The following is a 24,088-nucleotide window of genomic DNA, read 5'->3' as shown; positions in this document are numbered from 1 at the left end:
CGGAAGATGTCGTGGATAGCCTCTTCGCCAACGATAAATCCATCGTGGCGATCCCTTTATCCAACTATATCGGCAGGTACATCATGACTACAGTCCATCGCAATCCATCCGTGCAACCCGGCACACCGGATCCGGCCTTTGGCGATCAGGGCACGCTGACACTTCACGACCTGATCAAAGATCCAGAATTCGCCCTACCGCGCCTGCTCAAGGGCCTGTCGAGTGTCTCGCAAGGCAAAACGATTTTCAGCGCCCAAATGTATCGCAACGATCTTTACGTCTATGTACTGGGACGTCTGGATGGCAATGGCCGACTGGACACAACATTCGCCGACAGAGGTTTTATTGCAGGCAATTTTGTTGCCACGCAAAGTTCCGCAGGCGGAAAGCTCGCGGTTCAAGAAAGCGAAAGCGGCAAAATCTACATGCTGGGCTGGACCGAGCGCACCGACGGCTGGGCCGATCTGGTGGTGGCGTGCTTTGATAAAAAGGGCAAGCCTGACCTGACATTTGGCGAAAGCGGTCGCCTTATCATCGAAACCCCGCCAGATCTGGAACTACAGACAGACATGTCTTCAGTGCATGTGCAGCCTGACAACAAATTGCTCATCAGTCCTAGCTATTTATCGCTTAGCGTTTCGAGACCTGCAACCGGCGTTCTGCTACGCCTGCTGCCGGATGGATCCCCAGACAGCGAGTTTAGTAATAACGGGCGCTGGGAATTCAAACTGCCAGGCCTGCCAAATGCTTCGACGGCAATCACCGCCTGCGTGTCTCAAGGGGAGAAGATCGTGATTGCCGGATATGCACAGTTCAAGGAACAACAAAATACTGCTGTGCTTGCTCGATTGGATGCCAGCGGACAAATCGACGTCAGTTTCGGCGATAAGGCGAGGCCGGGGTTTCATGTCGTCGAGGTTGCCGACCGAACCACACAGTTCAACACGCTCATTGAAAGATCCGATGGCAGCTTGCTCGGCGCCGGCGCAGCCAGCACTGCTGGCAAGAAGGAGACCGCCGGGTTACTCGTCGCGGTGACACCCAATGGCACACCGCATCAACTGTTCAATAACCGCAAACCCCTGATCACGCAGTTTGATGAACAACACGACAACGGCTGGGCTTCTGCCCTCGCACAAACCGACAACAGGTTCGTGGTTGCCTCAACGGGAAGCTGGGTGTACGTCGCACGCTTCCAGCCGGATGGCCAACCGGATACCGGTTTTAACGGCAAGGGCTTTACCAACCTCGACTCTGAATCTCGAAGCGAACCTGTGGTGCTGACATCAGGTATGGAAGGTCGGATCATCGTCAGCGCCAACACTATTGGTTTGAGCCCCGAAGGCGTCGGTCTCGCTCGGTGTTTTTACGGTTAAAGCTATGGCTGTGGAGCAGATGCTTACTGCCTTTGCTCTTGCTGCGCATTCACCACAACCGTACAAGTAATCCCCGCCGCCAATATCACACCCTCCGGCACTTCATCAATGTGAATCCGCACCGGCACCCGTTGCGCCAACCGCACCCAGTTAAAGGTCGGGTTCACGTCCGCAATCAGCTCACGACTTTCCGGGTTATCGCGGTCGTAGATACCGCGAGAAATACTCTCCACATGCCCCTTCAGCACTTCGCCGCTCATCAACTGCATGTCGGCTTTATCGCCGACCCGCACGTGGGGCAATTTGGTTTCTTCGAAGAAGCCGTAGACCCAGAACGAGTTCATGTCGACCACGGCCATTTTCGCGTCACCGATGCGCGCGTAATCGCCGCGATGCACATTGAGGTTGGTCACGTACCCGTCCACCGCTGCGCGGACCTCGGTGCGTTTGAGGTTCAGTTCGGCGGCTTCCAGTTGCGCCTGAGCGTGCTGGTAATCGGCTAACGCCGAGTCGGCGATGTTGCTGGCGTCGTCGCGGTTTTCCCTGGAGATCACCAGGTTGTCCATGTCGGCGCGGCGGTGGGCATTGACCTTGCGCATCTCCCACGTCGATTTGCGAGACGCCACCAGCGACTGCGCCTGTTTGACCGCGATGCGGTAGTGCTCGGGGTCGATCCGCATCAGCAAATCGCCCTTCTTCACCTGTTGGTTATCACGCACCGGCACGTCCACCACTTCGCCGGTAACGTCCGCCGCCACGTTGATGATGTCGGCGCGCACCCGGCCGTCGCGGGTCCACGGCGTGTCCATGTAATGCACCCAGAGGGTCCGGCCGATCCATATCGCAAGGGCCAGCACCAACAGGGTGGCGAGCAGGCTGAAAAGCTTTTTCATCAGGGCCTTCTTCAGTGATAGAGAGTCAGTGGTAGAGAGTCAACGGTAAACAGTCAGCGCCAAGGCGCCGAACAGACAGGTAAACAAACTCAGGCGCAGCAGCGCCGGGTGCCAGAAGAAGCGGTACAGATCGAACCTGGACAGGAACCGGTCCAGCGCCCAGCCCAGTGCCGCTGCGATGAAAAACATCAAAGTCATGGTCGGCATGTACACGCCGTGGAAGGCGATTTCACGAGGCATGTTCAAGTCCTTGGGGCTTGGCGGTGGCGTTGGCATTTATGTAGCCGGCAAGCGGTGATTGCGGGTCCAGCAACGAGGTGCGGATGAAGTGCAGGTAGCTCTTCACCCGACGCAGGGCCGAGGTGTCGAAGTGCGGCGCGAAAGGTTCGTCGGTGGCTTGCACACGGCTGAGCGCGTGATCGACGGCGATCAATCCACGCTCCAGATTGCTCTGGCTCGGTTGCAGAAACAGCCGCACCAGCGAGCGGCCCATCACCCTGATGGACTGACGCCAGGGTTGAGATTCGGCATAGGCCGGATGCACCGGCAGGATCGCCTGTTCCTTGCGTAACTCAATGATCGCGTGACCGACTTCCAGCACCACAAACATCCAGCGCAGCAAGTCCCGTTGTACCTGCGGCTGCCCTGCCGCGAGACCATAGGCCTGATGCAGCAGGTCGCGGGTGCTGCTTTCGAAACTCGACGCCAAACCCTTGAGTTTGCCGCTGATGGCGTACACCACTTGGCCGCGCAAATCCTGCTCCAGCCGACGCCACAACCAGCGACTGTTGGGCGGCAGAATAATCGCCCCGGCGGCTGCACAGACCAGCATGCCGAGCACCATGGCGATGTAGTCGTTGATAAAGGCGTACGGGTTGTAAACAGTGAGGTTGTCCGGCACCGAACCGGTGCTGAAGAAGATCAGCAAACCGAGGCCCACGCCGGCGTAATGCGGCCGCGAAGTCAGGAACGAACCGAGCACAATCACCGGCGCGAGCATCACGCAGAGCAACGGAAAACCATCGATCCAGGGGAAGATGAAAAACATCTCGACGAAGCCGATCAGTGCCCCGAGCAACGTCCCGCAAGCCATCTGAAATGCCATGCGTTTTGGATTCGGTGTCGCCGCTGAAAGGCCCACGGTCGCAGCGGCGATCAGCGTCATGGTCGCGCCGCTCTGCCACGCGGTGGCGACCCAATAGCTGCCCAGAACAACCAGAATGAATGCCGCGCGAATACCCGAGGCGGCCGACGCCATCCAGTTGGTTTGCGGGGTGAACGGTTCATCCCAACGCTCGCGCGCATGGCGGTGATCAGCCAGCGACGCGTGGGTCTGTGCATAACTGTGCAAGTCATCGACGAAGCGATAGAGCAATTCGTAGGCAGTGTGAAAATCCAGCTGCTCGGCGTCGCTCGGATGGCTCTCCTGAAAGATCGCTCGCAAGCTACGAACGCGCGCCGGCAAACCTTCTTTATAGGCGGTCAGCGCGATGACCAGACGCCCCGCATCGGCGTTGGTCAGGGCACGGCCGCTGAAGCCGTCGAGCAGTTCGGCGAGGTCCTGTAAACCCGGTTTGATCGCCGCGACCACGTGATCGGTGCCGCTGCTGCGCAAGCGTTCAAGCAATTGGTGCAGGGCGTTGAAGCGCGTAGTGATGCCCATAAACTCGCTGTTCAGTCGACTGAGCCGACCGTTGCGCCGGCGCATGTGCGGGTCTTCGAACACAGTGACGCTGCGCAACCCTTCCAGCCCCACGGCCTCGGCGATGAAGCGCACGTTGCTCGCCTCAAAAGCCTCCCGTTTGCTGCGACCGCGCAAACCATCGGTGACAAACAATGCGAACACGCCGAAGCGCTGATACAAGGCGTTGCGCATCGCGGCACTGGCGGTTTGCGGCAGGATCGCGGCGCTGACCAGCGTGGAGCAAATAATCCCCAAGGAGATTTCCAGCACCCGCCACACAGCGGCCATGAACGCACCGTCCGGGTGGGCCAATGCGGGCAAACCGACCATCGCCGCGGTGTATCCGGCGAGCACGAAACCGTAGGCGCGGAAGTTGCGATACCGCGCCGCGCCGGCCGAGCAGATGCCCACCCAAATCGCCAGCGAACCGAGGAACAGCTCGGTGTTTTGGGCGAACAAGGCAATCAGCGCGACCATCACCGCCGAGCCGGCCAACGTGCCGAGGAAGCGATAGAAACTCTTGGCCAACACGTGCCCGCTTTGCGGTTGCATGACAATGAACACGGTGATCATCGCCGTGCCCGGTTGCGGCAACTCCAGACGCATGGCCAGCCACAGGGTCAGGAACGCGGCGAACAACACCTTGAACATGTAGACCCAGGTCACGCCATCGCTGCGCGCCCAGTCGAAGAAACCCCGGCGCCACTCAAGGGAATACAGCCAGCGCAGAGGTGCGGGCAAGGGAGTCATGAAGTCCTGCTCAATGATTGAGGGCTTGGAGAATGGCGGGGAGGTTCGGTGCTATTTTTTTCGGAGCATCGGTCTGGCTGTCTTTTGGCGCATCATTGCCCGCGCCCAGTCCACCGCCCAAAGCGGTCACCAGTTCAGCATGGGCGCTGAGACGCGCGGCCTGAACCTGCTGCTGAACCTGCTGCTGTTTGAACAACAAAGTCTGGGTGTTAAGCACGTTGAGGTAATCGGTGAGGCCGCGCTGATAGGCGATCATCGCGATGTCATAAGTCTTCTGCGCGGTGGACACCGACTCAGCGGCGAAGGTTTGCTGCTTGTCCATGGATTCGCGGCGGATCAGCTGGTCGGAAATATTTTTCAGCGCGTTGACCAGCGTCTGGTTGTACTTGGCCACGGCGATGTCGTAACCGGCCGAGGCTTCGCCCAGCTCCGAGCGCAAACGGCCGCCATCGAAGATCGGCAACGAAATGGCCGGGCCGACGCTATAGTTGAGCTTCTTGCCGGTCAGGAACTCCAACGCGCCGCCGCCCGTGGCCATGTAGCCGAGGCTGCCGACCAGATCGACGTTGGGATAAAACCCGGCGTGAGCCACATCAATGCCCCGCGCCTGGGCCGCCACTTGCCAGCGACTGGCGACCACGTCAGGGCGTTGACCGAGCAATTGCGCTGGCAAGGACGACGGCAACTTCAGCGGCGCGCCCAACGACAGCGTCGGCCGCTGCAACTGCGCGCCCTCCCCTGGGCCAAAACCTGCCAGTGCTGCGAGTTGATTGCGGCTCAGGGCGATTTCTTCGTCCAGCGCATCGATCTGACGATGGGTTTCCGGCAACGGCGTTTCGGCCTGGCTGACTTCAAAATGGGTGCCGATGCCGCCGTTGAGACGCTTTTGCGCCAGGTCGAGAATTTGCTGTTGCTGTTTCAGCGTCGCGGCGACGATGTCCCGTTGCGCGTAATGCAACGAAAGCTCGATGTAGGCGCGCACGATGTTGCTCTGCAATTCGAGCTGCGCCAGCCGTGCTTCGGCTGCCGTCATGTGGGCCAAGTCAACGGCGCGCTCGGTGGCGTTGCTTTCGCGGCCCCAGAGGTCGAGGGCATAGCTGAAACCCAGCGCGGCGTTGTTGTCCCAGGTGCTGGTGTTGGCCAGCTCGCCCGGCCCGTAGAACTGATCGGTGGGCCAGTTGTGGCGTTTGAGCGTGGATTCACCGTTTATCTGCAACGACTCGGCGGACTCGGCGATGCCGGCCATGGACTTGGCCTGGCGTACTCGCGCTGCAGCCATGGCCATGGTCGGGCTACCTTGCAGGGCGAGGCCGATCCAGCGGTTCAGTTGCGGGTCGCCATACGCCTGCCACCATTGGGCGGTAGGCCAGTGAGCGTCCTTAGCTGCGCTCTGAATAGCTTCGTCGGTGGCCAATGAATTGGCCTCGAGTGCCTTGCCCTGCGGGGTCAAACCTGCGGTACCGATGCAGCCGCTGATTGCCAGGGTTAAAGCCAAAACACTGAGCGTCTGAAGCGCTCTGCTGATGCAACGCGGCACTGCTGCGATTTCCTGAGGTGGGTGTTGTTCCTGAGGTGCGCAATTCTAGGGGTCGGCTTTGTTGGCGATAAGCTGGGAATCCTGTGAATCTTTGTTACGGTTAACGCGATAATCCGTTAGTCCATCTTTAGTCGCCTGTAGAAAATCAGCAACTTCGTGTCACAATTTGCCATTCGCCCAGAGAGCACCCCATGGACACTTTGCAAAACATGCGCGCCTTCAGTTACGTGGCCGAGGCCGGCAGCTTCACCGCCGCCGCCGTGCAACTCGACACCACCACGGCCAACGTCTCGCGCGCGGTCTCCAACCTGGAAGCCCACCTGCAAACCCGCCTGCTCAACCGCACCACTCGACGCATCGCCCTGACCGAAGCCGGCAAGCGTTATCTATTGCGCTGCGAGCAGATCCTGGCCTACGTCGAAGAAGCCGAAGCCGAAGCCAGCGACGCTCACGCGCGCCCGGCCGGGCAGCTCAAGGTGCACACCATGACCGGCATCGGTCAGCACTTCGTGATCGACGCCATCGCCCGCTACCGCAAGACTCACCCCGACGTCACCTTCGACCTGACCATGGCCAACCGCGTGCCGGACTTGCTCGACGAAGGCTACGACGTGTCCATCGTGCTCGCCAGCGAACTGCCGGACTCGGGGTTCGTCTCCCAGCGTTTGGGCATCACCTACAGCATCGTTTGTGCCTCGCCCGCCTATGTAAAAGCCAACGGCTGCGCGCACAAGCCCAGCGACTTGCTGAACCACGCGTGCCTGCGTTTGGTAAGCCCGGTGATTCCGCTGGAGAAATGGACCTTCGACGGCCCGGAAGGCCAGGAAATGGTGACGATTAATAGCTCGCCGTTTCTGGTGAACTCTGCTGATGCGATGAAGACGGCGATCACCAGCGGCATGGGGGTTGGCGTGTTGCCGGTGTATGCGGCGATTGAAGGGTTGCGCAACGGGACGCTGGTGCGGGTGATGCCGAATTACCGGTCGCAGGAACTGAATCTGTATGCGATCTATCCGTCGCGGCAGTATTTGGACGCAAAGATTAAAACGTGGGTCGAGTATTTGCGCGGGTCGTTGCCGGAGATATTGGCGGCGCATCAGGCGGAATTGGTGGCGTATGAATTGAGCGGGAGTATGGGTGGGGTTCGGGTGGCGAACTGATCCAGACACTCGCATAACGACGGAGAGAAATGTTAGCGTGCTTGGCATTCTCCGAGCCCCGACGAGCCCTCCTCCCATGAAAAAGACCGTCCTCGCCTTCAGCCGCGTCACCCCCGAAATGGTCGAACGCCTCAAGCAAGACTTCGACGTCATCGTGCCCAACCCGAAAAACGGCGACATCAACGCCCAATTCAACGAAGCCCTCCCCCACGCCCACGGCCTCATCGGCGTCGGTCGCAAACTCGGTCGCGCTCAACTTGAAAACGCCGCCAAACTTGAAGTCGTCTCCAGCGTCTCCGTCGGCTACGACAACTACGACGTCGCCTACTTCAACGAACGCGGCATCATGCTCACCAACACCCCCGACGTCCTCACCGAAAGCACCGCCGACCTGGCCTTCGCCTTGCTGATGAGCAGCGCCCGGCGCGTCGCCGAACTGGACGCCTGGACCAAGGCCGGCCAGTGGCAAGCCACCGTCGGTGCGCCATTGTTCGGTTGCGATGTGCACGGCAAGACCCTGGGCATCGTCGGCATGGGCAACATCGGTGCGGCCATCGCCCGCCGCGGGCGGCTGGGCTTCAACATGCCGGTCATCTACAGCGGTAACAGCCGCAAGACCGAGCTGGAGCAAGAACTCGGCGCGCAGTTCCGCAGCCTGGATCAACTGCTGGCTGAAGCCGATTTCGTCTGCCTGGTGGTACCGCTCAGCGAGAAAACCAAACACCTGATCAGCCACCGCGAACTGGCGCTGATGAAACCGAGCGCCATTCTGGTGAACATTGCCCGTGGCCCGGTGGTGGATGAACCGGCGTTGATCGAAGCGCTGCAGACCAACCGGATTCGCGGCGCGGGTCTGGACGTTTACGAGAAAGAACCGCTGGCCGAGTCTCCCCTGTTCCAACTGAAAAACGCGGTGACGTTGCCGCACATCGGCTCCGCTACCCATGAAACCCGCGAGGCCATGGCCAACCGCGCGTTGGCTAACTTGCGCAGCGCCTTGTTGGGTGAGCGACCGCAAGATCTGGTGAATCCACAAGTGTGGAATGACTGAAAAAGCCAGGCAGACGTTTCAACGCCTGCCCGCACCCAGTTCAACGAATAAAACACTTGGCGAGCAAACTCAAAAGCCAACCCCAACCTCTTACACAACTTGCAATTCAGTAAACAACTTAAGTAACGACCTACGCGATAAACTTTCTTCAGTCACTTGCCATCACAGACACACATTCTGGAGAACCAAAACCGTGAACAACCTGACAACAAACCAAACCATCAGAATCAGCAAAATCGCACTGATGTCTTTTATTAGTTTTTTCGGCTTGCTGATGATGTACAGCAACTTAGCCGACTACCCGACCAATTATGAGTATGTCGCTCATATATTGAGTATGGACACCACCAGCGACCAGTCGAAATATGGCCTTCGGGCCATTACATCGCCCATGCTTCAACATCGGATTTACTGGATCATCATTACACTTGAAGTTATCTACACCCTGCTTTGCCTGATGGGCACCTATCAGCTCTATAGAAACCTCAGTGCCAGCGCCGACGATTTCCACGAGGCTAAAAAATATGCATTGATGGGTTTATTAGTAGCCATATTCGTCTACTACATCTGCATACAGGTTGTGGGTGTCGAATGGTTCAACATGGACCAATCGGATGTCTGGAACTATGACGAATGGGCCCAAAAAATTCTAAGCTTTACATCACCCACACTCATTTATATAAGCCTCAGAACCGAGGAATGATTAAATCCCGTACTTATCAGCCCCGTTCACGCTGCTGCGTAATCGAAGTACCCCAGGTTTACGGAACACCAACACATTACCCAACATCACCAGCACCAATCCCACCAGTGCTGGCGCCGTCCATTGATAGCCTTCGGCAAACGCCGAAACGTTCAGCGCCACCACCGGGAACAATACTGTGCAATATGCCGCCCGCTCCGGCCCCATGCGCCCGACCAGCGTCAGGTAAGCGGTGAAGCCAATCACCGAGCCGGGAATGACCAGATACAACAACGAGCCGATGTAGCGTGCACTCCATTCCATGTCGAACGGGATGCCTTTGACCAGGCACCACACCGACAACATCGCCGCGCCGTAAGCCATGCCCCAGGCGTTGGTGGTCAGGGGTTTGAGACCGGCCTTCTGTTGCAGGCTCGAGAGCATGTTGCCTGCCGAGAAGCACAAGGTTCCGAGCAATGCCAGACCTAACCCGAGCAAGGTTTCCGGGCTGACGGTATGACCCGCCAATTCAGGCCAGAACAACAGGCCTAGTCCGAACAAGCCCAACGCGCCGCCCATCAGCACATTACGAGCAATTTTCTGGCCGAAGAACACCCGCGCATTGAGGGCGTTCCACAGGGTGGCGGTGGAAAACACCACAGCAACCAGACCGCTGGGGATCCACTGGCTGGCGGTCAGGAAGCACATGAAGTTGATGCAGAACAGGCACAGTCCCTGCGCCAGGCAGATCAGATGCCCCCGGAGGTTCATCACTTGCAGGCGGCGACTCAGCAGCAACATGACGAACAGCACCAACGCCGCAAGGCCGAAGCGATAGACAATCGACACCGGAATCGCCACCACACCCAGTTGCCATTTCAAGGCAATCCAGGTGGTGCCCCAGATCAGCACGGTCAGCAAGTACAACGAAAGGTTCATGGCAAAGGCTCCTCAATAGGGGCTCAGTGTCCCGCGCCAAGCCTCGCCGCACTTGCATAAACTTGCGCTTTTGTCAGCCGATGGGCTGGCAGGCCAACGTCTACGGAGTAGGATGCAAAGCGTTGAAGAGAAGCGATTATGCCCACACTGGAAAACCTGCAAGTCTTTCAAGCCCTCAACCGCTCGCCCAATGCTCGTCTGGAGCACAGCGCCGAGCTCGGTGACGGCATGGCTGCAGCCTTGTGGAGCAATCATCACGATGCTCAGGACTACGAAGCGCCGAGCCATCACACCCTGTCCTGCTACATCGCCGGCGGCACCGGGACCTTTCGCCGCGACCAGCCCGGCACCAAGGGCGGCCCCGACAAGCTGTGCATCCTGCCGGCCGAGCATCAATCGGGCTGGGTGATCAACGGCGACATTCGCCTGGCACATGTTTATTTCAGCCCCGAACAGTTCGCCCTCGGCTGCGTCACGCTGCTGGACCGCGAACCTCGCGAACTGCAATTGCGCGAAGCCACCTTTCTCGACGACCCGCTGCAAACCAAGCGCTTTCGACAGTTGATCACGCTGAACTGGGACGAGCCCGGCGAACGCCTGCTCACCAGCAGCCTGGCCCACGAAATGCTCAGCCACGTCTTGCTCGGCCAGGTCGGTATGCGCGAGGGGCTGCGGCTCAAGGGTGGATTGGCTGCGCATCAACGACGGCAGTTGGTGGAGTTCATCGACAATCAGTTGGCCGAGGCCATCAGCCTGGGGCAGTTGGCTGGGCTTTGTGCGTTATCGGAGTACCACTTTGCGCGCATGTTCAGAGAGAGCTTTGGATTGCCGCCGCATCAGTATGTGCTGTCGCGACGACTGAGCCGGGCACGGGCGTTACTGCGCTCGACGTCGCAGCCGTTGGGGGAGATCGCTTTGGCATGCGGGTTTGCCAGTGCGAGTCATTTCACTAATCGGTTTCGTCAGGCGTTGGGTGGAACGCCCGGCGAGTATCGCCAGGCGTTTTTGCGGTAACCCGAAAGTAGTTGGTGCTAGGGATGCCGCCATCGAGAGCAAACTCGCGATGAACGATGACGCGGTTTGCGGTTAGAACTCCAACGTGCTCGACAACGAAATCTGCCGCGAATCGCCCATCGACACAAAGAGCCGGCTCGCCGCCGAGGTGTAGTAGGTGCGATCAAACAGGTTCTTCACGTTGAGCTGGAACTTGACCCTCTGCCCTTCAACTTTGGTGTCGTAGGTGGCGAATGCATCGGCCACGGTGTAGCTCGGCAGGTCGAAATCATTCACGGCGTTACCCGATCGCTCACCGACATACCGCGCCCCCGCACCGACCCGCAGCTGATCGCCACCGACGAGGGTGCCGAAGTCATAGACCGCCGACAGCGAGCCGCTGTTCTTCGCTACGTTTTGCAGTTTTTTGCCTTTGTAGGTCGGGTCTTCAGTGACTTCGGCGTCGGTGTAGGCATAGCTGCCGATCATGCTCCAGCGATCACTCAGCTGACCGGTCAAGTCCACTTCCAGCCCACGGGAACGCACTTCGCCGGCGGCGTTGTAGATCGTCACCGGGCCTTCGGAGTTGGCCACCAGCACATTGCGTTTTTTGATGTCGAACAGCGCGACGTTACCCGTGACGCGGCCCGGCATGTCGAGCTTGGCGCCGATTTCCCAAGACTTGGCTTCTTCCGGCGCGATGCTGCCGTCAAGCACGGTGCTGCTGCCGCTCAACGGCGCGATGGTCGAGTTGGGTTTGAACGACTCGGTGTAGCTGCCGTAGAACGACAGTTCATCGGTGTAGCGATACACCAGACCGGCGCGAGGCACCCATTTCTGGCCGTTGCTGTCGGTGTTGGCCTGGAACGGCACGCCTTTGCCGGCGTACTGGTCGTATTCCTGGAAACGCCCGCCAGCGACGAAAATCCATTGATCGGTCAGGTGGATCGAGTCCTGGAGGAATACCGAACCGCTGCGCAGTTCATCGGTTTGCGCGCTGTCCGCAGGGCTGACGGTGGTGCCGGCGACTTCGCGGCCGTAGACCGGGTTGAGGTAACTGAAGGTGCTCAGGCTTTTCTGGCGGATCAGGTCTTCGCGGTAGATCTTGCGGTACTCGTCATCGATGCCGAACACCAGGTCATGTTGCAGGCCCAGAACGTTGACTTTGCCTTCGAGGCTGGCAGTGGTGAAACGGTCGGTGCTGATGGCGCTCTGCGTCCCATCCATGCTGCGGGTCAGCGTGCCTTTCTTGGTGTCGATGGCCGTGATGCGCACTTGGCTGGCATCGTAGGTTTCACGGTTCCAGCTGTAGCCGAAGTGGGCGTTCCAGTTGTCGTTGAGTTCGTGATCGGCCTCGAAGTGATACAGATCCGAGCGCCCTTCCATGTTATTGAAGGGTTCGTCGAGACGGCGCTCACGGGAGATGTCCAGCGGGTGATTGTCACGCGGGTCGATCACCGTGCCACGGTCGAACGGGGTCAGGAACTCCCGGTGTTCATAGGCGAACAACAACTGGGTGCTTTCGCCGAACCAGGCCAGTGACGGCGCCACCAGCGTCTCGCGGTGAGTGCCGAAGTTGCGCCAGTAATCTTCGTCTTCGTGGTCCAGGACCATGCGGTAAGCGAGGCCGGAAGTACCGAGTGCGCCGGTGCTGTCGAGGCCGCCACCGCTGCCGTTTTTGCCGTCGCCGTAGGTCGAGCCGCGCAAGGTCAAGGCGTTGTACTGCTCAAGCTCCGGCTTCTTGCTGACCATGTTGACCACGCCACCCGGGTCCTGGATGCCGTAAAGCAAGGATGCCGGGCCCTTGAGGACTTCGACCCGATCCACGGTTGCATTGAGGCCACGGCCCTGCACGATCGGCATGCCATCGCGCATGATCGAGCCGTTACGGTTGTCGCCGAAACCACGCGTCATCACCGAATCCTGGGTGCTCGCCAGCGTGTTGCCCTGGGTAATGCCGCTGACGTTGGCCAGTGCATCGTCCAGATTGCGCGGTGCCTGATCGCGAATGACCTGAGCCGGGATGACGTTGACGGTCTGGGGGATTTCCTGGAGCAAGGCCGAGGAGCGCATCACCGAACTGGTGGGCGGCGGTTGATAGCTCATGGATTGATCGGCCACGGAAGTGATGGTGGTCGCGCCGAGGTTCAAGGTGCCTTCGGTGGGTAACGGCGCCAGGACCAACGTGTGGCCGTCGGTACGACGGAAGGTGAATCCCGAACCGCTGAGCAAACGCTGCATCGCTTGATCGGCGTTGAACTGACCATTGATCGCCGGGGCGGTTAGACCGTACGGTGCCTCATCGGTGTAGACCACACTGATGCCAGTGATCCGGCTGAAGTCACTCAAGGCCAGGGGCAGCGGTTTGGCGGCCATCGCGAAGCTGAACTGCGCACTCTGTCGAGCACTGCCGGCCTCTGCTGCCACCGCCACACTCAACGGCAGCAACGCCAACGCCGAAAAGCTCAATGCACACGTACCCAACCATTGTTTGACCGAACCCGATTTTGCACTGGACTTCATTGCTCATGACCTGTGTAGAACCTACGGGATGCGAATGACTCGCAGTTTCAGTCACTACACGGATGGCGCCGGGGTTTACCTCACCAGAAATTTTGAAAATACTTGAAAAAAGCCTCACCGCAAAATAATCAGATGCCCCAGAACCTGGTGCTGCTCAAACCCCAACACCCCTTGCAATGAACTCAACACCGCCTGCGGATCCTTGCTCGGGAAACTGCCACTGACTCGCCGCGCCGCCAGTTCATCGTTGAGCAGTACAATCCGTCCCGGGTAATAACGTCCCAGGTCTTGCACCACCTCGGCGAGTGTCGCCTTGTAGTAATTGAGCCAACCCTGACGCCACGCCAATTGCGCTTCACTGTCGACGCTGTGGAGTTTTTCCGCCAAACCATCGCCATAAGCCACTTGCTGGCCAGCCGTCAGAATTTGCTGCGCGGCGTTCTTGTCCGCCGTCACACCGACGCGCCCGGACAACACCGTGACCTGCGCACCGTGAGGTTGCAGGCGTACTTCGAACTGAGTCCCCAGCACCTTCGCCTGGCCCTTTTCAGCGTCCACCACAAACGGCTCGCCGCTGTGGGTCACGCTGAAAAATCCGGCACCGCGACGCAGCTCAACGTGCCGTTTGCCACGACTGAAATCCACCGCAATCGCGCTGTCGGCATCCAGGGTGACTTGCGACTGATCGACCAGCGTGACCGTGCGAATTTCCCCCGGCGCCGACACATAGTCAGCCCCCAGATCATTGACCCAGCGCGACGGTTGCCAGCCAGCACCGACACCGATCATCAGCACCAGACACGCGGCCATCGCCAGCGCACCGGACCAACGCCGGACGCTGGTACGGCGCGAGCGATTCATGGCGTTGAGGTAACCCTGCAAGGCAAACACTTCTTCATCGGCCAGCGTTCGGGCCGGGGCTTCGGTCAACTCCCACACCACTTGCGCCTGGGCGTAAGCCTCTGCATGGGCGGGGTCGGCCTGCAACCAGCGACTGAACGAGATTTGATCGCCGCTGCTGGGCTGGTCATGCAACAGGCTCAGCCAGGCGAAGGCCGCCTGCTCCTGCGCGGGCGTCGGGGTGACGCGTTCGGTGTTGTTCACAGTGCTTTCCCTGGCGTGCGCGGTTCGGGTTCCCGCAGGCTGGCCTTGCAAGCCTCGAGGGCGCGCATCATATGTTTTTCCACGGCGCTTTGGGACAAACCCATGGCCTTGGCGATCTCGGCGTATTTGCGGCCATGGATACGGTTGAGCAAAAAGATCTGCCGCGTGCGCTCAGGCAACGCGCGCAACGCCGCTTCGACGTGACGCAAATCGTTGCCCGCCTCCAACGCCGCTTGCGGTTCGCTGCCGTGGCTGTCCGGTTGATCCGGCATCCAGCCCTCGTTGACCCGCACCCGCGTGCCTTCGCTGCGCAAATGGTCGATGGCGATGTTGCCGGCGCAGCGCAACAGGTAAGTGCTGAGCTCTTCGACCTGCACCAGCGGCCGACGCCAGAAGCGCAGAAACAAGTCCTGCACCAGGTCCGCCGCCGTCGCCCGACACCCGACACGACGACTCACCAGCGCTTCCATTTGCGAACGCTGGGAAAGGAACACCTGCAGGAAATGCGCACGCGCACCGCGATGTTCATCGTCATGGGATTCAGGGGGGCTGGTGATCATCAGCTCAGCCCTTTGCAAACACGGCAACGGGGCTGGCAAGCAGGCTCAAACCCGCCAACACCAGGGCCAGGCGCGGGCGATACGGTATCAACAGCACCAGCACCAGAGCGCTGAACATCAACACCGCAAACCACTCTACCAATCCAAGTCCCCACCCCGTCGACGACACCGCAGCCCACAACGACAACGCCAGCAACAGCCCGCCACTGAGTTTCATCCCTTGGCGGCGACGGGCCGAGGGCTTGCGCCCCAGCAGTTCGGCGTGATGCCGATCCATGGATAAACAGAGCGCGGCGAAACCGCCGTAGCACAGCAACAAGGCCAGGAACATTCAGTGCGCCTCTCGCTCAAGCGATATCGATTTCGCCCGCGGTCGGATGACGATTCCAGCCTGCCCCAAGCGCTGCATTTTCCACGCCGCCCAAGCGAAAAACAGACCACTGCCCAGGCATGCCAGATCGAAACCGGCCATGGCCCAATCGCCCTGCGCCAGTGTGACGCCCAAGTGATAAGGCGTGGTCAGCGCGTTCAGCAACGGCACCGCACAGAACAGCAACGCCGCCAGCGCCAACTGTTCGACCCACGCGGCGCGACCACGGCGGACCATGGCATGCAACACACTCAAGCCCCAGACGATGAAGAAGCTGTGCACTTCCCAATCTGCCCGCCCGGCCATCTCGACCGGCAACAATCGATTAGCCCAGAAGAACGCCACCACCGCGACCATCAACCCCGACATGCCGGCGATGTTCAGCACTTCCACCAGCCGCAACTCGAACGGCATCACACCGCTCTTTGCATGTTTGAGCTGACGCTTGCCGAGCCAGACCACCAGCCCGGTACCGATCATCGCCGTGCCCGCCAAACCACAAATGAAGTACAGCCAGCGCAACACAGGACCGGCGAAATGGCCCATGTGCAAGCCGTAGAAACTGCCGGCAATGGCCATCGGCAAGGATTGTCCCGCCGTGGCGCCAAGCAATTGCCCGGTCACCCCGTTGAACGTCACCGCGCTGCCAAAGTCGTGGACTACGTGGTCGGCGCCGTCACGCGCAAGGACGACCGAGGCATTCGCATCGCCCGGATTGTTGACCGTCAGCCGCCCGGCTCGCCCGCCCGACCACTGCTCTCGGGCCCGTTCCAGCAGCGGTGCCAACGGCGCCAACTGGCCCGGTTCACCGGCAAGTTCGGGGGTTTTGGAAACAGGAAACACTTCATCGTAAAAGGTATCGCTGTCACCGCCATACGAGGCAACGATGCTCGCGGGCATCACCATCGACATGAAAATCACCAGGCTGCTGTAAGTGATCATCAGGTGAAACGGCAACACCAGCACACCCACCGCGTTGTGCCCGTCTAGCCAGGAGCGTTGGCCCTTGCGCGGGCGGAAGGTGAAGAAGTCCTTGAAGATTTTCTTGTGGGTGATGATCCCGCTGATCAGCGCGACGAACATCACCATCGCTGCGAGGGTAGACAGCCAGCGACCCCACGGATAGGGCATCTGCAACTGAAAGTGGAAGCGGTAAAAGAACTCGCCACCGCGTGTGTCCCGGCCCTGCACTTGCGCGCCGGTTTGCGGGTCGAGGAGTTTTTCGGTGAATTGACCCCGCGTGCCGGGCTTGGCCGGTGCTTGCTGCCACCGCACCGACAGCGCGGGTTCGCGAGCGTCAGGCAAATCGATGAGCCATCGCGAGGCACCGGCGGCGTGCTGCTGAAGATAATGCTGGGCCAGGGTCAGACTCGTTTCGGAGGACACTGCACGTGCGGGAATTTCCGGCTGCATCCAGTGGCTGATCTCATCCTTGAAATAGGCGAGTGTGCCGGTCAGGAAAATCGCGAACAGCAGCCAGCCGAAGATCAACCCGGCCCAGGTGTGCAGCCAGGCCATGGCCTGACGAAAGCCCTCTTTCATGAGTGACCCATCCAGTACGCCAACCCCGACACGGCCGCCAACACCACGCTTGGCACGATCAATCCGAACCAGGCTTGCCACGCACTGCGACAGGCAAAGCACCAGAGTACGGCGACCAGATAGACCAGAAATGAGCTCATCATCCCAGTGACCACCGCTTCGGCGCGGGCCATGGGCAGCCACATCGTCAGGCTGACACTCGCCAATGCCGCGACGAGGTAACCGCCCAGTACGGCGGCCAGCACTCGGGAAGTGACGGCAAGCCGGTAGGAAACGGGGAGCGTGGTGATTTTGCCTTTCATGTTTCGACCTTGAAACGGGTGAGGCCTCGTGAACGTCACGGGACCAACAAGGCCGCAATACTAATGATAAATATTCTCATATGCAAAATAGTTGAGATGGGGGGATGCCGACCACTCCGCGTGGGAACGATCAGTAACGATCAGCCCAAACGAGAACGGGCCTGCATAAGCAGACCCGTTTGTCAGTGGAAAGGTAAAAAATTATCAGGCTTCAACCGTTTTGCGCAGCCTGTTCGTTCTCGAGAAACTCGTCTTCCAGCAACGCATCGGCAGCGACTCTCTCGAATGGCACCACCGCGGCACGTGGTTTGCCCCGCAGTTTGCCAAACAGGTGCTCAAGCGCATGTTCAAGTTTTTCGGCCGCACCGTCGATCGCTTGCTCCAGGGTATCGGCTTTATGGGTGACAGAAATCGGTTGGTGGCCTTTTGGCCGCGCTTCCAGCTGACAGCGCATGTCATGGGGACCGGGCTTGTCGCCGTTCTCGTCCCGCAGATGAACCTCGACGCGTGTCAGGTCTTCTTCATAACGTTCTAGCGTGCTCTCAATGGTAGTACGTACCCACTCCTCCAGTCGGATGCTGCTTTGAATATGGTTATCGCTGTTGACTTGGATTTGCATAGTTCATCCCTTATTTCAGCTAGCTAGCGAGAGGTACTTCGGCTGGCCCTTGGGCGTCATCACCGTGACCTCTTACTTACACAATCGGTCTGCTCGCAGAACAATTCAACCCCTAAAAAAAGATAAATTTCGATTCGCAAAAAAAGCCGGACAAGGAGCAAAAGCGCTGTTAATGTCGGGAGTTGGGTCGCCCCTGTCTGATGTCCCAAGCAGCTTGCATCTGCCGCTCCCCCAGCGGGTGCAGGCTACGAAAAACCCCCGCCTCCTCTACCAGCCAGTCATGTACCGCACGCACGCCCGGATGACTCAGCGCACCTGGCGCATAGAGCAGCACGTAACGCTTGTGATTGGGCACCGCCAGGCCAAACGGCACGATCAACGTCCCCCGCTCCAGCTCATCGTTCAACAACGTTCGCCGCGCAATCGCCACGCCCATCCCGGCAATCGCCGCTTCGATGGTCAGATGATTGCGATTGAAGGTATGCCCGCGCCGCACGTCGGCGCCTTCGAAGCCAATGGCATTGAGGTAGAACTCCCATTCCGCGTACTCGTAACTGCCGCGCCAGGCGGTGATGTCGTGCAGCAACGGGAAATGCATCAGATCCGCCGGGCCATGCAGCGGCGGTCGGCCGCGCAACAGGCTCGGGGCACACACCGGGAAAATCTGTTCGTCGAGCAAGGTGGTGGATAAAAGTCCGGGATAACTGCCGTCATTCAGATCGATGGCCAAATCGAAGTCGCCTTCGTGCAATGGCACGCTGCTGTCCTCGGCCACCAGGCGCAATTGAATGTCCGGAAAGCGCTGCTGCAAACGCGGTAGACGCGGCGTCAGCCACTTGCTCAGGAACGACGGAATCGAGCGTAGCCGTAAAATTCCGCTGATCATCCCCGCATCCAGTCGTCGCAATTCCGCGTCGATGCTGCCGTAAGCCTCGTTGACCGTGATGGCCAGTCGCTGGCCTTCAGCACTCAATTCCACACCCCGAGCGCGACGGTGGAAAAGTCGAAACCCCAGACGTTCTTCCAGTTGGCGGATTTGCTGACTGACCGCACCCGGCGTGATGTGCAGCTCTTCGGCACATCGAGTGAACGACAAGTGCCGAGCGGCACAGGAAAACACGTGCAGCCAAACATAAGTCTGGGCATGCAATTGACGACTCATCGTTTAGTCCTGCTAAAGGCTTTCTTAGGAAGTTTCGTTGGTCACGTAGGACCGAGGTAGGCAGTATCGCCGACATTGCGCTTGTCCTACAAAAATGGCAGCGATTCCTCTTCCATTGCTTGTATAGGCTTTAGCATGGCTATCAGTGTTTTCGATCTCTTCAAAGTCGGCATCGGTCCGTCCAGTTCCCACACCGTCGGCCCGATGCGCGCCGCGGCGACCTTTGCCCAGGCACTGATTGACCAGGAATTGCTGGACGCCGTACGTCGGGTGGAAATCCGCCTGTACGGTTCCCTTTCCGCCACCGGCGTCGGCCACGCCACCGACCGCGCCTGCGTCATGGGCCTGATGGGCGAGTGGCCGGACAGCATCGATCCCACGTCCATCGACAGTCGAATCCAGACCCTGCGTGAAACCGGCGAACTGTCTCTGGCAGGCAAAACCACCATTGCCTTCAACTGGCAGAGCGATCTTCTGCTAATCGACGAGAGCTTGCCCTACCACCCCAATGCGATGTCCCTGACAGCCTTTGGCGATACCGGTGAGTTGTCAGAGCAAACGTACTACTCGATCGGCGGCGGTTTCATCATCGAAGCGGCAGAAGCCGAGTCCGGCATCGCGCCAACCAGCGATGTGGTGCTGCCGTACGATTTCTCCAGCGCCGCCGAACTACTCAAGCTCTGCAACCAGCACGGCCTGCGCGTTTCCGAGTTGATGATGGCGAATGAATTGGCCTGGCGCAGCGAAGCCGAAATCCGCCAGGGCCTGCTGCACATCTGGTCGGTGATGCGCGAGTGCGTCGAACAAGGGTTGCGCCACGAAGGCATCCTGCCCGGCGGTCTGAATGTTCCGCGCCGCGCCGCGAAATTGCACCGCAGCCTGTTGGAAATCGGCAAGCCGAATGTCATCACCTCCACGCTGTCGGCCATGGAGTGGGTGAACCTGTTCGCCCTCGCCGTGAACGAAGAAAACGCGGCGGGCGGACGAATGGTCACGGCGCCGACCAACGGCGCGGCGGGGATCATTCCGGCGGTGCTGCATTACTACATGAAATTCAACCCGGACGCGTCGGACGATGACGTCGTAGCGTTCTTCTTGGGCGCTGCGGCGGTAGGCATTCTCTGCAAGAAAAACGCATCAATCTCCGGTGCCGAAGTCGGTTGCCAGGGCGAAGTCGGCTCGGCCTGCGCGATGGCCGCCGCCGGGCTGGCCGACATCCTCGGCGCCACACCGGAACAACTGGAAAACGCCGCCGAAATCGGCCTGGAACACAACCTCGGCCTGACCTGCGACCCGGTCGGCGGGCTGGTGCAAGTGCCGTGTATCGAACGCAACGCGATCGCCGCCGTGAAGGCGATCAATGCCACGCAAATGGCCCTGCGCGGCGACGGCAAACACTTCATTTCCCTGGACCGGGTGATCCGCACCATGCGCGATACCGGCGCCGACATGCACGACAAATACAAAGAGACTTCACGGGGCGGCCTGGCGGTGAGCTGGGTGGAGTGCTGAGGAGCATTCCCTGACCGTTTCGCGTGAGCCCGAGCAAGAACAATAACGAGGCCAAAACGATGACCGATGTACGTACACCTGCTGCCGATAATCCTGCTGTAGACCTCAAACGCGACACCGCAACAGCCACCAAGGGCTGGAGCAAACACGACACCACCTGGATGCTTGGCCTCTATGGCACGGCGATTGGCGCCGGCACGCTGTTCCTGCCAATCAACGCCGGGGTCGGTGGTTTCTGGCCATTGCTGATTCTGGCGGTGCTGGCGTTTCCGATGACGTTCTTCGCCCACCGCGGCCTGACCCGCTTCGTGTTGTCCGGGCGTTCCGGGGACATCACCGAAGTGGTGGAAGAACACTTCGGCATCGGCGCCGGCAAGCTGATCACGCTGCTGTATTTCTTCGCGATCTTCCCGATTCTGCTGGTGTACAGCGTGGCGCTGACCAACACCCTGAGCAGCTTCATGGAGCATCAATTGCACATCGCACCGCCTCCGCGGGCGGTTTTGTCGCTGGGCTTGATCCTCGGCCTGATGGCGATCGTGCGTTGCGGCCAGGGCGTCATCGTCAAATGCATGAGCGTGCTGGTTTATCCTTTCGTCGCGGCGTTGCTGCTGCTCGGTTTCAGCCTGATCCCGAACTGGAACGGCGCGTTCTTCGCCACCGCCAGTGAAGGCATGCCGCTGCCGTTGTTCTTCAAAACGCTGTGGCTGGCGATCCCGGTGATGGTGTTCTCGTTCAACCATTCGCCGATCATCTCTGCGTTCGCCGTCGATCAGAAGGAGCGTTACGGCGAACAGGCCGAACCCAAGAGCAGCGGCATCCTCGCCATCGCCCACGCGATGATGGTGGTGACGGTGATGTTCTTCTGCTTCAGCTGCGTGATGGCCCTGTCCCCGGCTGATTTGGCGGCAGCGAAGGCGCAGAACATCTCGATCCTGTCGTACCTGGCCAACCACTTCCAGACCCCGGTCATCGCATACGCTGCGCCGTTGATTGCGCTGGTGGCGATCACCAAATCCTTCCTCGGCCATTACATCGGTGCCAGCGAAGGCTTTCAGGGCCTGATCGTGAAAAGCCTGCGCGGCCGTGGCCGGGTGATGTCGGCGAGCTGGCTGAACCGCGTGACCGCGCTGTTCATGATCCTCAGCTGCTGGGCCGTGGCAACGTTCAACCCGAGCATCCTCGGCATGATCGAAACCCTCGGCGGGCCGATCATTGCGTGCCTGTTGTTCCTGATGCCGATGTACGCCATCCGCCGCGTGCCGGCTTTGCGCCAGTACTCGGGTCAGGCCTCGAACGTGTTCGTGGTGCTGATCGGTTTGATTGCACTGTCTGCGATCATCTACTCATTCATGCCCTGAAACGGGCAGGAAAAAAGGCTTGATACCGAATAGGTAAGCCATAGCACGAATATGTAGCAGCTGGCGCAGCCTGCGTTCGGCTGCGAAGCAGTCGTGAGATCAGCCAACGCGGTGCGTCAGGCAGACCGCGCGCAAAGGTTTTACGACTGCTTCGCAGCCGAACGCAGGCTGCGCCAGCTGCTACAAGGACGGTTTCCCCCTGAGATTTTCTTGACTGCATAGCCGCCTTCATTTGCCGTGTCTATTGTCCGACATTTTTTCCGGCATGCCTCTTGCTACGTCACTGCTGAGGCTAAAAGGACTTTTTCAAATCTCAGCGAACGGCCTGCCGATGGTCTGGTACTGCGAACCAACCCGATAACGGCCGGTCAACAACTGCACGTTCAATCAGGCGGTGACGCATCATGGACAACCCTTTTCAGCTCATTACCGATGCCTTTGCACCGGATTATCAGATCAACCTGAGCATTCAGGGTCTGGATGGCCGCATCATGCTGACCCTCTCCAACAGCGGCCGCGTGGTCGCCAAACGGATGATCAGCGCCGAACAACGCAACGACCCCCAGCGCCTCAAACGCCTGGTGCAAAGCATTCAGTTCGGCATCGCCATCGAACAGGGCCACAGCGCCGTGGCCATCCTCGAAGCCATGACTGACGGTGACAATCACACCCCGCCACCGCCGCACGTCAAGGGCCACAGTCGGCCAGTCATGGGGCTTTAAATCTCGCCCTTCTCGACGTCGGAATGCTCACCGGACCCCGCTCCGATCTTGCGTTGCGGGTGTTCGATCTTCACTGAGGGAAATTGCGACGAGGCGTAACGCACCACCAGAATCGCAAACGCCAGCAGCAGAATCCCGCCGCACAGGTAGATGATGCCGATATCCGGCGGATTGTGGTGCGAGACGTTGGAGATCAGTAAGCGCGTCAGCGCCGTGATCGCCACGTAGATCAGGAAACGCACCGGCATGTGGTTGGTCTTGAAGTAAATCCCGACCATCGCCCCCAGTTCCAGGTAGATGAACAGCAGCAAGATGTCATCGATCTTGATGTGCCCCGCTTCGATCATCCCCAAAAACTCCATCACCGCCGCCCACGCGGTGACTGCACCGATGGCGAACAGCGCCAGGTAGTGGAAGGTCTCGACGAACAGGTTACCCAGGGACTCGGCCAGTTGGTGCACGTTCTGCCGCAGGTTCTCGGCCCAGTTGATTTTCACGATGATTCTTCCTTAGCTCGGTTCGAGCGGATGATGCGAGTTTGACGTGACGGTTGTTCTGCATGCAGAAAAAAGGCCAGGGGCGCCTGCCACATGATGGCGAGATGCTCTAAAACACGCTCCGTGGCGTTTGGTCGCACCCGGTGGGGCTGATCGGCCTGACAAACCCTGAATTCGGTCTACATTAAAAAGCCACTACCCAAAGCGCAGGGATTCGCTTATCCTTTTCGCTGTATATAAATACAGTGGTCGAATAAGACAACTTAATGTGAAGGCATGTGAGGTGGTGAATGGCCGTCGAAGTGGTATACCGCAGCAGCCGAGATCTGGAGCGCTTGTTCATGGATAAAGCCGAAGCTGACCGTCATGACAAAATGCTCGAACTGGCCGAGTTGTTGGCTGAAGTGTTGCAAAAAGCCGTTCCGTCCCTGACCGAGCAGCAAGTGGAAGAAGCCGGGATCTACATGGCGAAGAATCGCGATGTGTTCGCCAAGGCGTTCAAGAGCCAGCCGGACGCGTTGTCCGAATTGCTCAATGCGCCTGCTGAAGTCGTTGAAAATGCTGCCCCTGTTGAGGCGCCTGCACCTGTTGAAGTGGCGAGCGATGAGCCGACCAAGCCAGCTAAAGCCCCCAAGGCTGCCAAGTAAGCAACACCCGAATTGAATAGGCCCTGAGTCAAATGACTCAGGGCCTTTTTCATGCCTGCGAAAAAGTCAGGCTTCGGGTTGTTCCAGCGTAAGCGGCTGGCT

General features: G+C 59.4%; 22 protein-coding genes and 1 pseudogene. 9 read left to right on the top strand and 14 right to left on the bottom strand.

Annotation, left to right across the window (positions count from 1 at the left end; all coding sequences use genetic code 11):
* Positions 1 to 11 precede the first annotated feature (11 nt).
* Positions 12 to 1,376, top strand: coding sequence for a hypothetical protein (locus QK293_RS01455; protein ID WP_282375198.1), 1,365 nt, complete (start codon positions 12 to 14; stop codon positions 1,374 to 1,376).
* 23 nt (positions 1,377 to 1,399) lie between these two features.
* Here QK293_RS01455 and QK293_RS01450 read toward each other — a convergent pair whose 3' ends face one another.
* The 4 genes from QK293_RS01450 to QK293_RS01435 are packed head-to-tail and all read right to left on the bottom strand — an operon-like array spanning position 1,400 to position 6,240.
* Positions 1,400 to 2,269, bottom strand: coding sequence for an HlyD family secretion protein (locus QK293_RS01450; RefSeq protein WP_282375197.1), 870 nt, complete (start codon positions 2,267 to 2,269; stop codon positions 1,400 to 1,402).
* Positions 2,270 to 2,308: 39 nt separating this feature from the next.
* The gene (locus QK293_RS01445; RefSeq protein ID WP_282375196.1) at positions 2,309 to 2,509 is read right to left on the bottom strand and encodes a DUF1656 domain-containing protein; all 201 of its coding nucleotides are present in this window, start codon (positions 2,507 to 2,509) and stop codon (positions 2,309 to 2,311) included.
* A complete protein-coding gene (locus QK293_RS01440) occupies positions 2,499 to 4,703 on the bottom strand; it encodes an FUSC family protein (protein WP_282375195.1) in 2,205 nt (734 codons plus the stop codon). The genes QK293_RS01445 and QK293_RS01440 overlap by 11 nt, the downstream gene beginning before the upstream one ends.
* A 10-nt stretch (positions 4,704 to 4,713) precedes the next feature.
* A complete protein-coding gene (locus tag QK293_RS01435; protein ID WP_282375193.1) occupies positions 4,714 to 6,240 on the bottom strand; it encodes an efflux transporter outer membrane subunit in 1,527 nt (508 codons plus the stop codon).
* Between the two features lie 191 nt (positions 6,241 to 6,431).
* Here QK293_RS01435 and QK293_RS01430 point away from each other — a divergent pair, with 191 nt between their 5' ends.
* From QK293_RS01430 to QK293_RS01420, 3 genes are all read left to right on the top strand, one after another.
* Positions 6,432 to 7,400, top strand: a complete 969-nt coding sequence (locus tag QK293_RS01430; RefSeq protein ID WP_282375192.1) for a LysR family transcriptional regulator — start codon at positions 6,432 to 6,434, stop codon at positions 7,398 to 7,400.
* A 76-nt stretch (positions 7,401 to 7,476) separates the two neighbouring features.
* Positions 7,477 to 8,451 (top strand): D-glycerate dehydrogenase, encoded by a 975-nt coding sequence (locus QK293_RS01425; protein WP_282375191.1) that lies wholly within the window; start codon positions 7,477 to 7,479, stop codon positions 8,449 to 8,451.
* 193 nt (positions 8,452 to 8,644) lie between these two features.
* On the top strand, positions 8,645 to 9,154 hold the full coding sequence (locus QK293_RS01420) for a DUF2165 domain-containing protein (protein WP_282375329.1): 510 nt from the start codon (positions 8,645 to 8,647) through the stop codon (positions 9,152 to 9,154).
* Here QK293_RS01420 and QK293_RS01415 read toward each other — a convergent pair whose 3' ends face one another.
* Complete coding sequence (locus tag QK293_RS01415) at positions 9,155 to 10,072, bottom strand: DMT family transporter (RefSeq protein ID WP_282375190.1); 918 nt, start codon at positions 10,070 to 10,072, stop codon at positions 9,155 to 9,157.
* Between the two features lie 138 nt (positions 10,073 to 10,210).
* On the opposite strand from QK293_RS01415, the gene QK293_RS01410 reads away from it, so the two are divergent.
* Positions 10,211 to 11,086: an AraC family transcriptional regulator gene (locus QK293_RS01410; RefSeq protein WP_282375189.1), complete on the top strand. Its 876-nt coding sequence runs from the start codon at positions 10,211 to 10,213 to the stop codon at positions 11,084 to 11,086.
* Positions 11,087 to 11,158: 72 nt separating this feature from the next.
* Here QK293_RS01410 and QK293_RS01405 read toward each other — a convergent pair whose 3' ends face one another.
* The 8 genes from QK293_RS01405 to QK293_RS01370 all read right to left on the bottom strand — a co-directional run bounded on the left by QK293_RS01405 (position 11,159) and on the right by QK293_RS01370 (position 19,247).
* Positions 11,159 to 13,588: a TonB-dependent receptor gene (locus QK293_RS01405; RefSeq protein WP_282375188.1), complete on the bottom strand. Its 2,430-nt coding sequence runs from the start codon at positions 13,586 to 13,588 to the stop codon at positions 11,159 to 11,161.
* Between the two features lie 114 nt (positions 13,589 to 13,702).
* Positions 13,703 to 14,692 (bottom strand): FecR family protein, encoded by a 990-nt coding sequence (locus QK293_RS01400; protein WP_282375187.1) that lies wholly within the window; start codon positions 14,690 to 14,692, stop codon positions 13,703 to 13,705.
* Positions 14,689 to 15,252, bottom strand: coding sequence for an RNA polymerase sigma factor (locus tag QK293_RS01395; RefSeq protein ID WP_008150603.1), 564 nt, complete (start codon positions 15,250 to 15,252; stop codon positions 14,689 to 14,691). Before QK293_RS01395 ends, QK293_RS01400 begins: the two co-directional genes overlap by 4 nt.
* 4 nt (positions 15,253 to 15,256) lie before the next feature.
* Complete coding sequence (locus QK293_RS01390; protein ID WP_282375186.1) at positions 15,257 to 15,583, bottom strand: DUF3325 domain-containing protein; 327 nt, start codon at positions 15,581 to 15,583, stop codon at positions 15,257 to 15,259.
* Positions 15,584 to 17,164 carry a PepSY-associated TM helix domain-containing protein gene (locus QK293_RS01385; protein ID WP_282375185.1) on the bottom strand — a complete coding sequence of 527 codons (1,581 nt, stop codon included), beginning with the start codon at positions 17,162 to 17,164 and terminating at the stop codon, positions 15,584 to 15,586. It lies immediately after the preceding gene.
* Positions 17,161 to 17,466: a DUF3649 domain-containing protein gene (locus QK293_RS01380; RefSeq protein WP_282375184.1), complete on the bottom strand. Its 306-nt coding sequence runs from the start codon at positions 17,464 to 17,466 to the stop codon at positions 17,161 to 17,163. Before QK293_RS01380 ends, QK293_RS01385 begins: the two co-directional genes overlap by 4 nt.
* Before the next feature lie 211 nt (positions 17,467 to 17,677).
* Positions 17,678 to 18,085: an HPF/RaiA family ribosome-associated protein gene (locus tag QK293_RS01375; protein WP_054049780.1), complete on the bottom strand. Its 408-nt coding sequence runs from the start codon at positions 18,083 to 18,085 to the stop codon at positions 17,678 to 17,680.
* Between the two features lie 169 nt (positions 18,086 to 18,254).
* Positions 18,255 to 19,247 (bottom strand): LysR substrate-binding domain-containing protein, encoded by a 993-nt coding sequence (locus tag QK293_RS01370; protein WP_282375182.1) that lies wholly within the window; start codon positions 19,245 to 19,247, stop codon positions 18,255 to 18,257.
* A gap of 135 nt (positions 19,248 to 19,382) precedes the next feature.
* Between QK293_RS01370 and QK293_RS01365 the strand changes: the two genes are divergently transcribed.
* From QK293_RS01365 to QK293_RS01355, 3 genes are all read left to right on the top strand, one after another.
* Positions 19,383 to 20,759, top strand: coding sequence for an L-serine ammonia-lyase (locus QK293_RS01365; RefSeq protein WP_282375181.1), 1,377 nt, complete (start codon positions 19,383 to 19,385; stop codon positions 20,757 to 20,759).
* Between the two features lie 59 nt (positions 20,760 to 20,818).
* On the top strand, positions 20,819 to 22,120 hold the full coding sequence (locus QK293_RS01360; protein ID WP_282375180.1) for an HAAAP family serine/threonine permease: 1,302 nt from the start codon (positions 20,819 to 20,821) through the stop codon (positions 22,118 to 22,120).
* A 404-nt stretch (positions 22,121 to 22,524) separates the two neighbouring features.
* Positions 22,525 to 22,842 carry a DUF3509 domain-containing protein gene (locus QK293_RS01355; RefSeq protein ID WP_282375179.1) on the top strand — a complete coding sequence of 106 codons (318 nt, stop codon included), beginning with the start codon at positions 22,525 to 22,527 and terminating at the stop codon, positions 22,840 to 22,842.
* On the opposite strand, the gene QK293_RS01350 is transcribed toward QK293_RS01355, so the two are convergent.
* A complete protein-coding gene (locus QK293_RS01350; RefSeq protein ID WP_282375178.1) occupies positions 22,839 to 23,339 on the bottom strand; it encodes a phosphate-starvation-inducible PsiE family protein in 501 nt (166 codons plus the stop codon). The genes QK293_RS01355 and QK293_RS01350 overlap by 4 nt on opposite strands.
* Before the next feature lie 290 nt (positions 23,340 to 23,629).
* Here QK293_RS01350 and QK293_RS01345 point away from each other — a divergent pair.
* Positions 23,630 to 23,869: pseudogene (locus QK293_RS01345) on the top strand (YebG family protein); the annotation flags it as partial.
* Between the last annotated feature and the right edge of the window lie 219 nt (positions 23,870 to 24,088).

Origin of the sequence: Pseudomonas sp. AL03 (assembly GCF_029960815.1) — a bacterium.
Taxonomy (GTDB): domain Bacteria; phylum Pseudomonadota; class Gammaproteobacteria; order Pseudomonadales; family Pseudomonadaceae; genus Aquipseudomonas.
The sequence above is the reverse complement of the archived record's forward strand: the minus strand, read 5'-3'. Positions and strand labels throughout refer to the sequence as shown.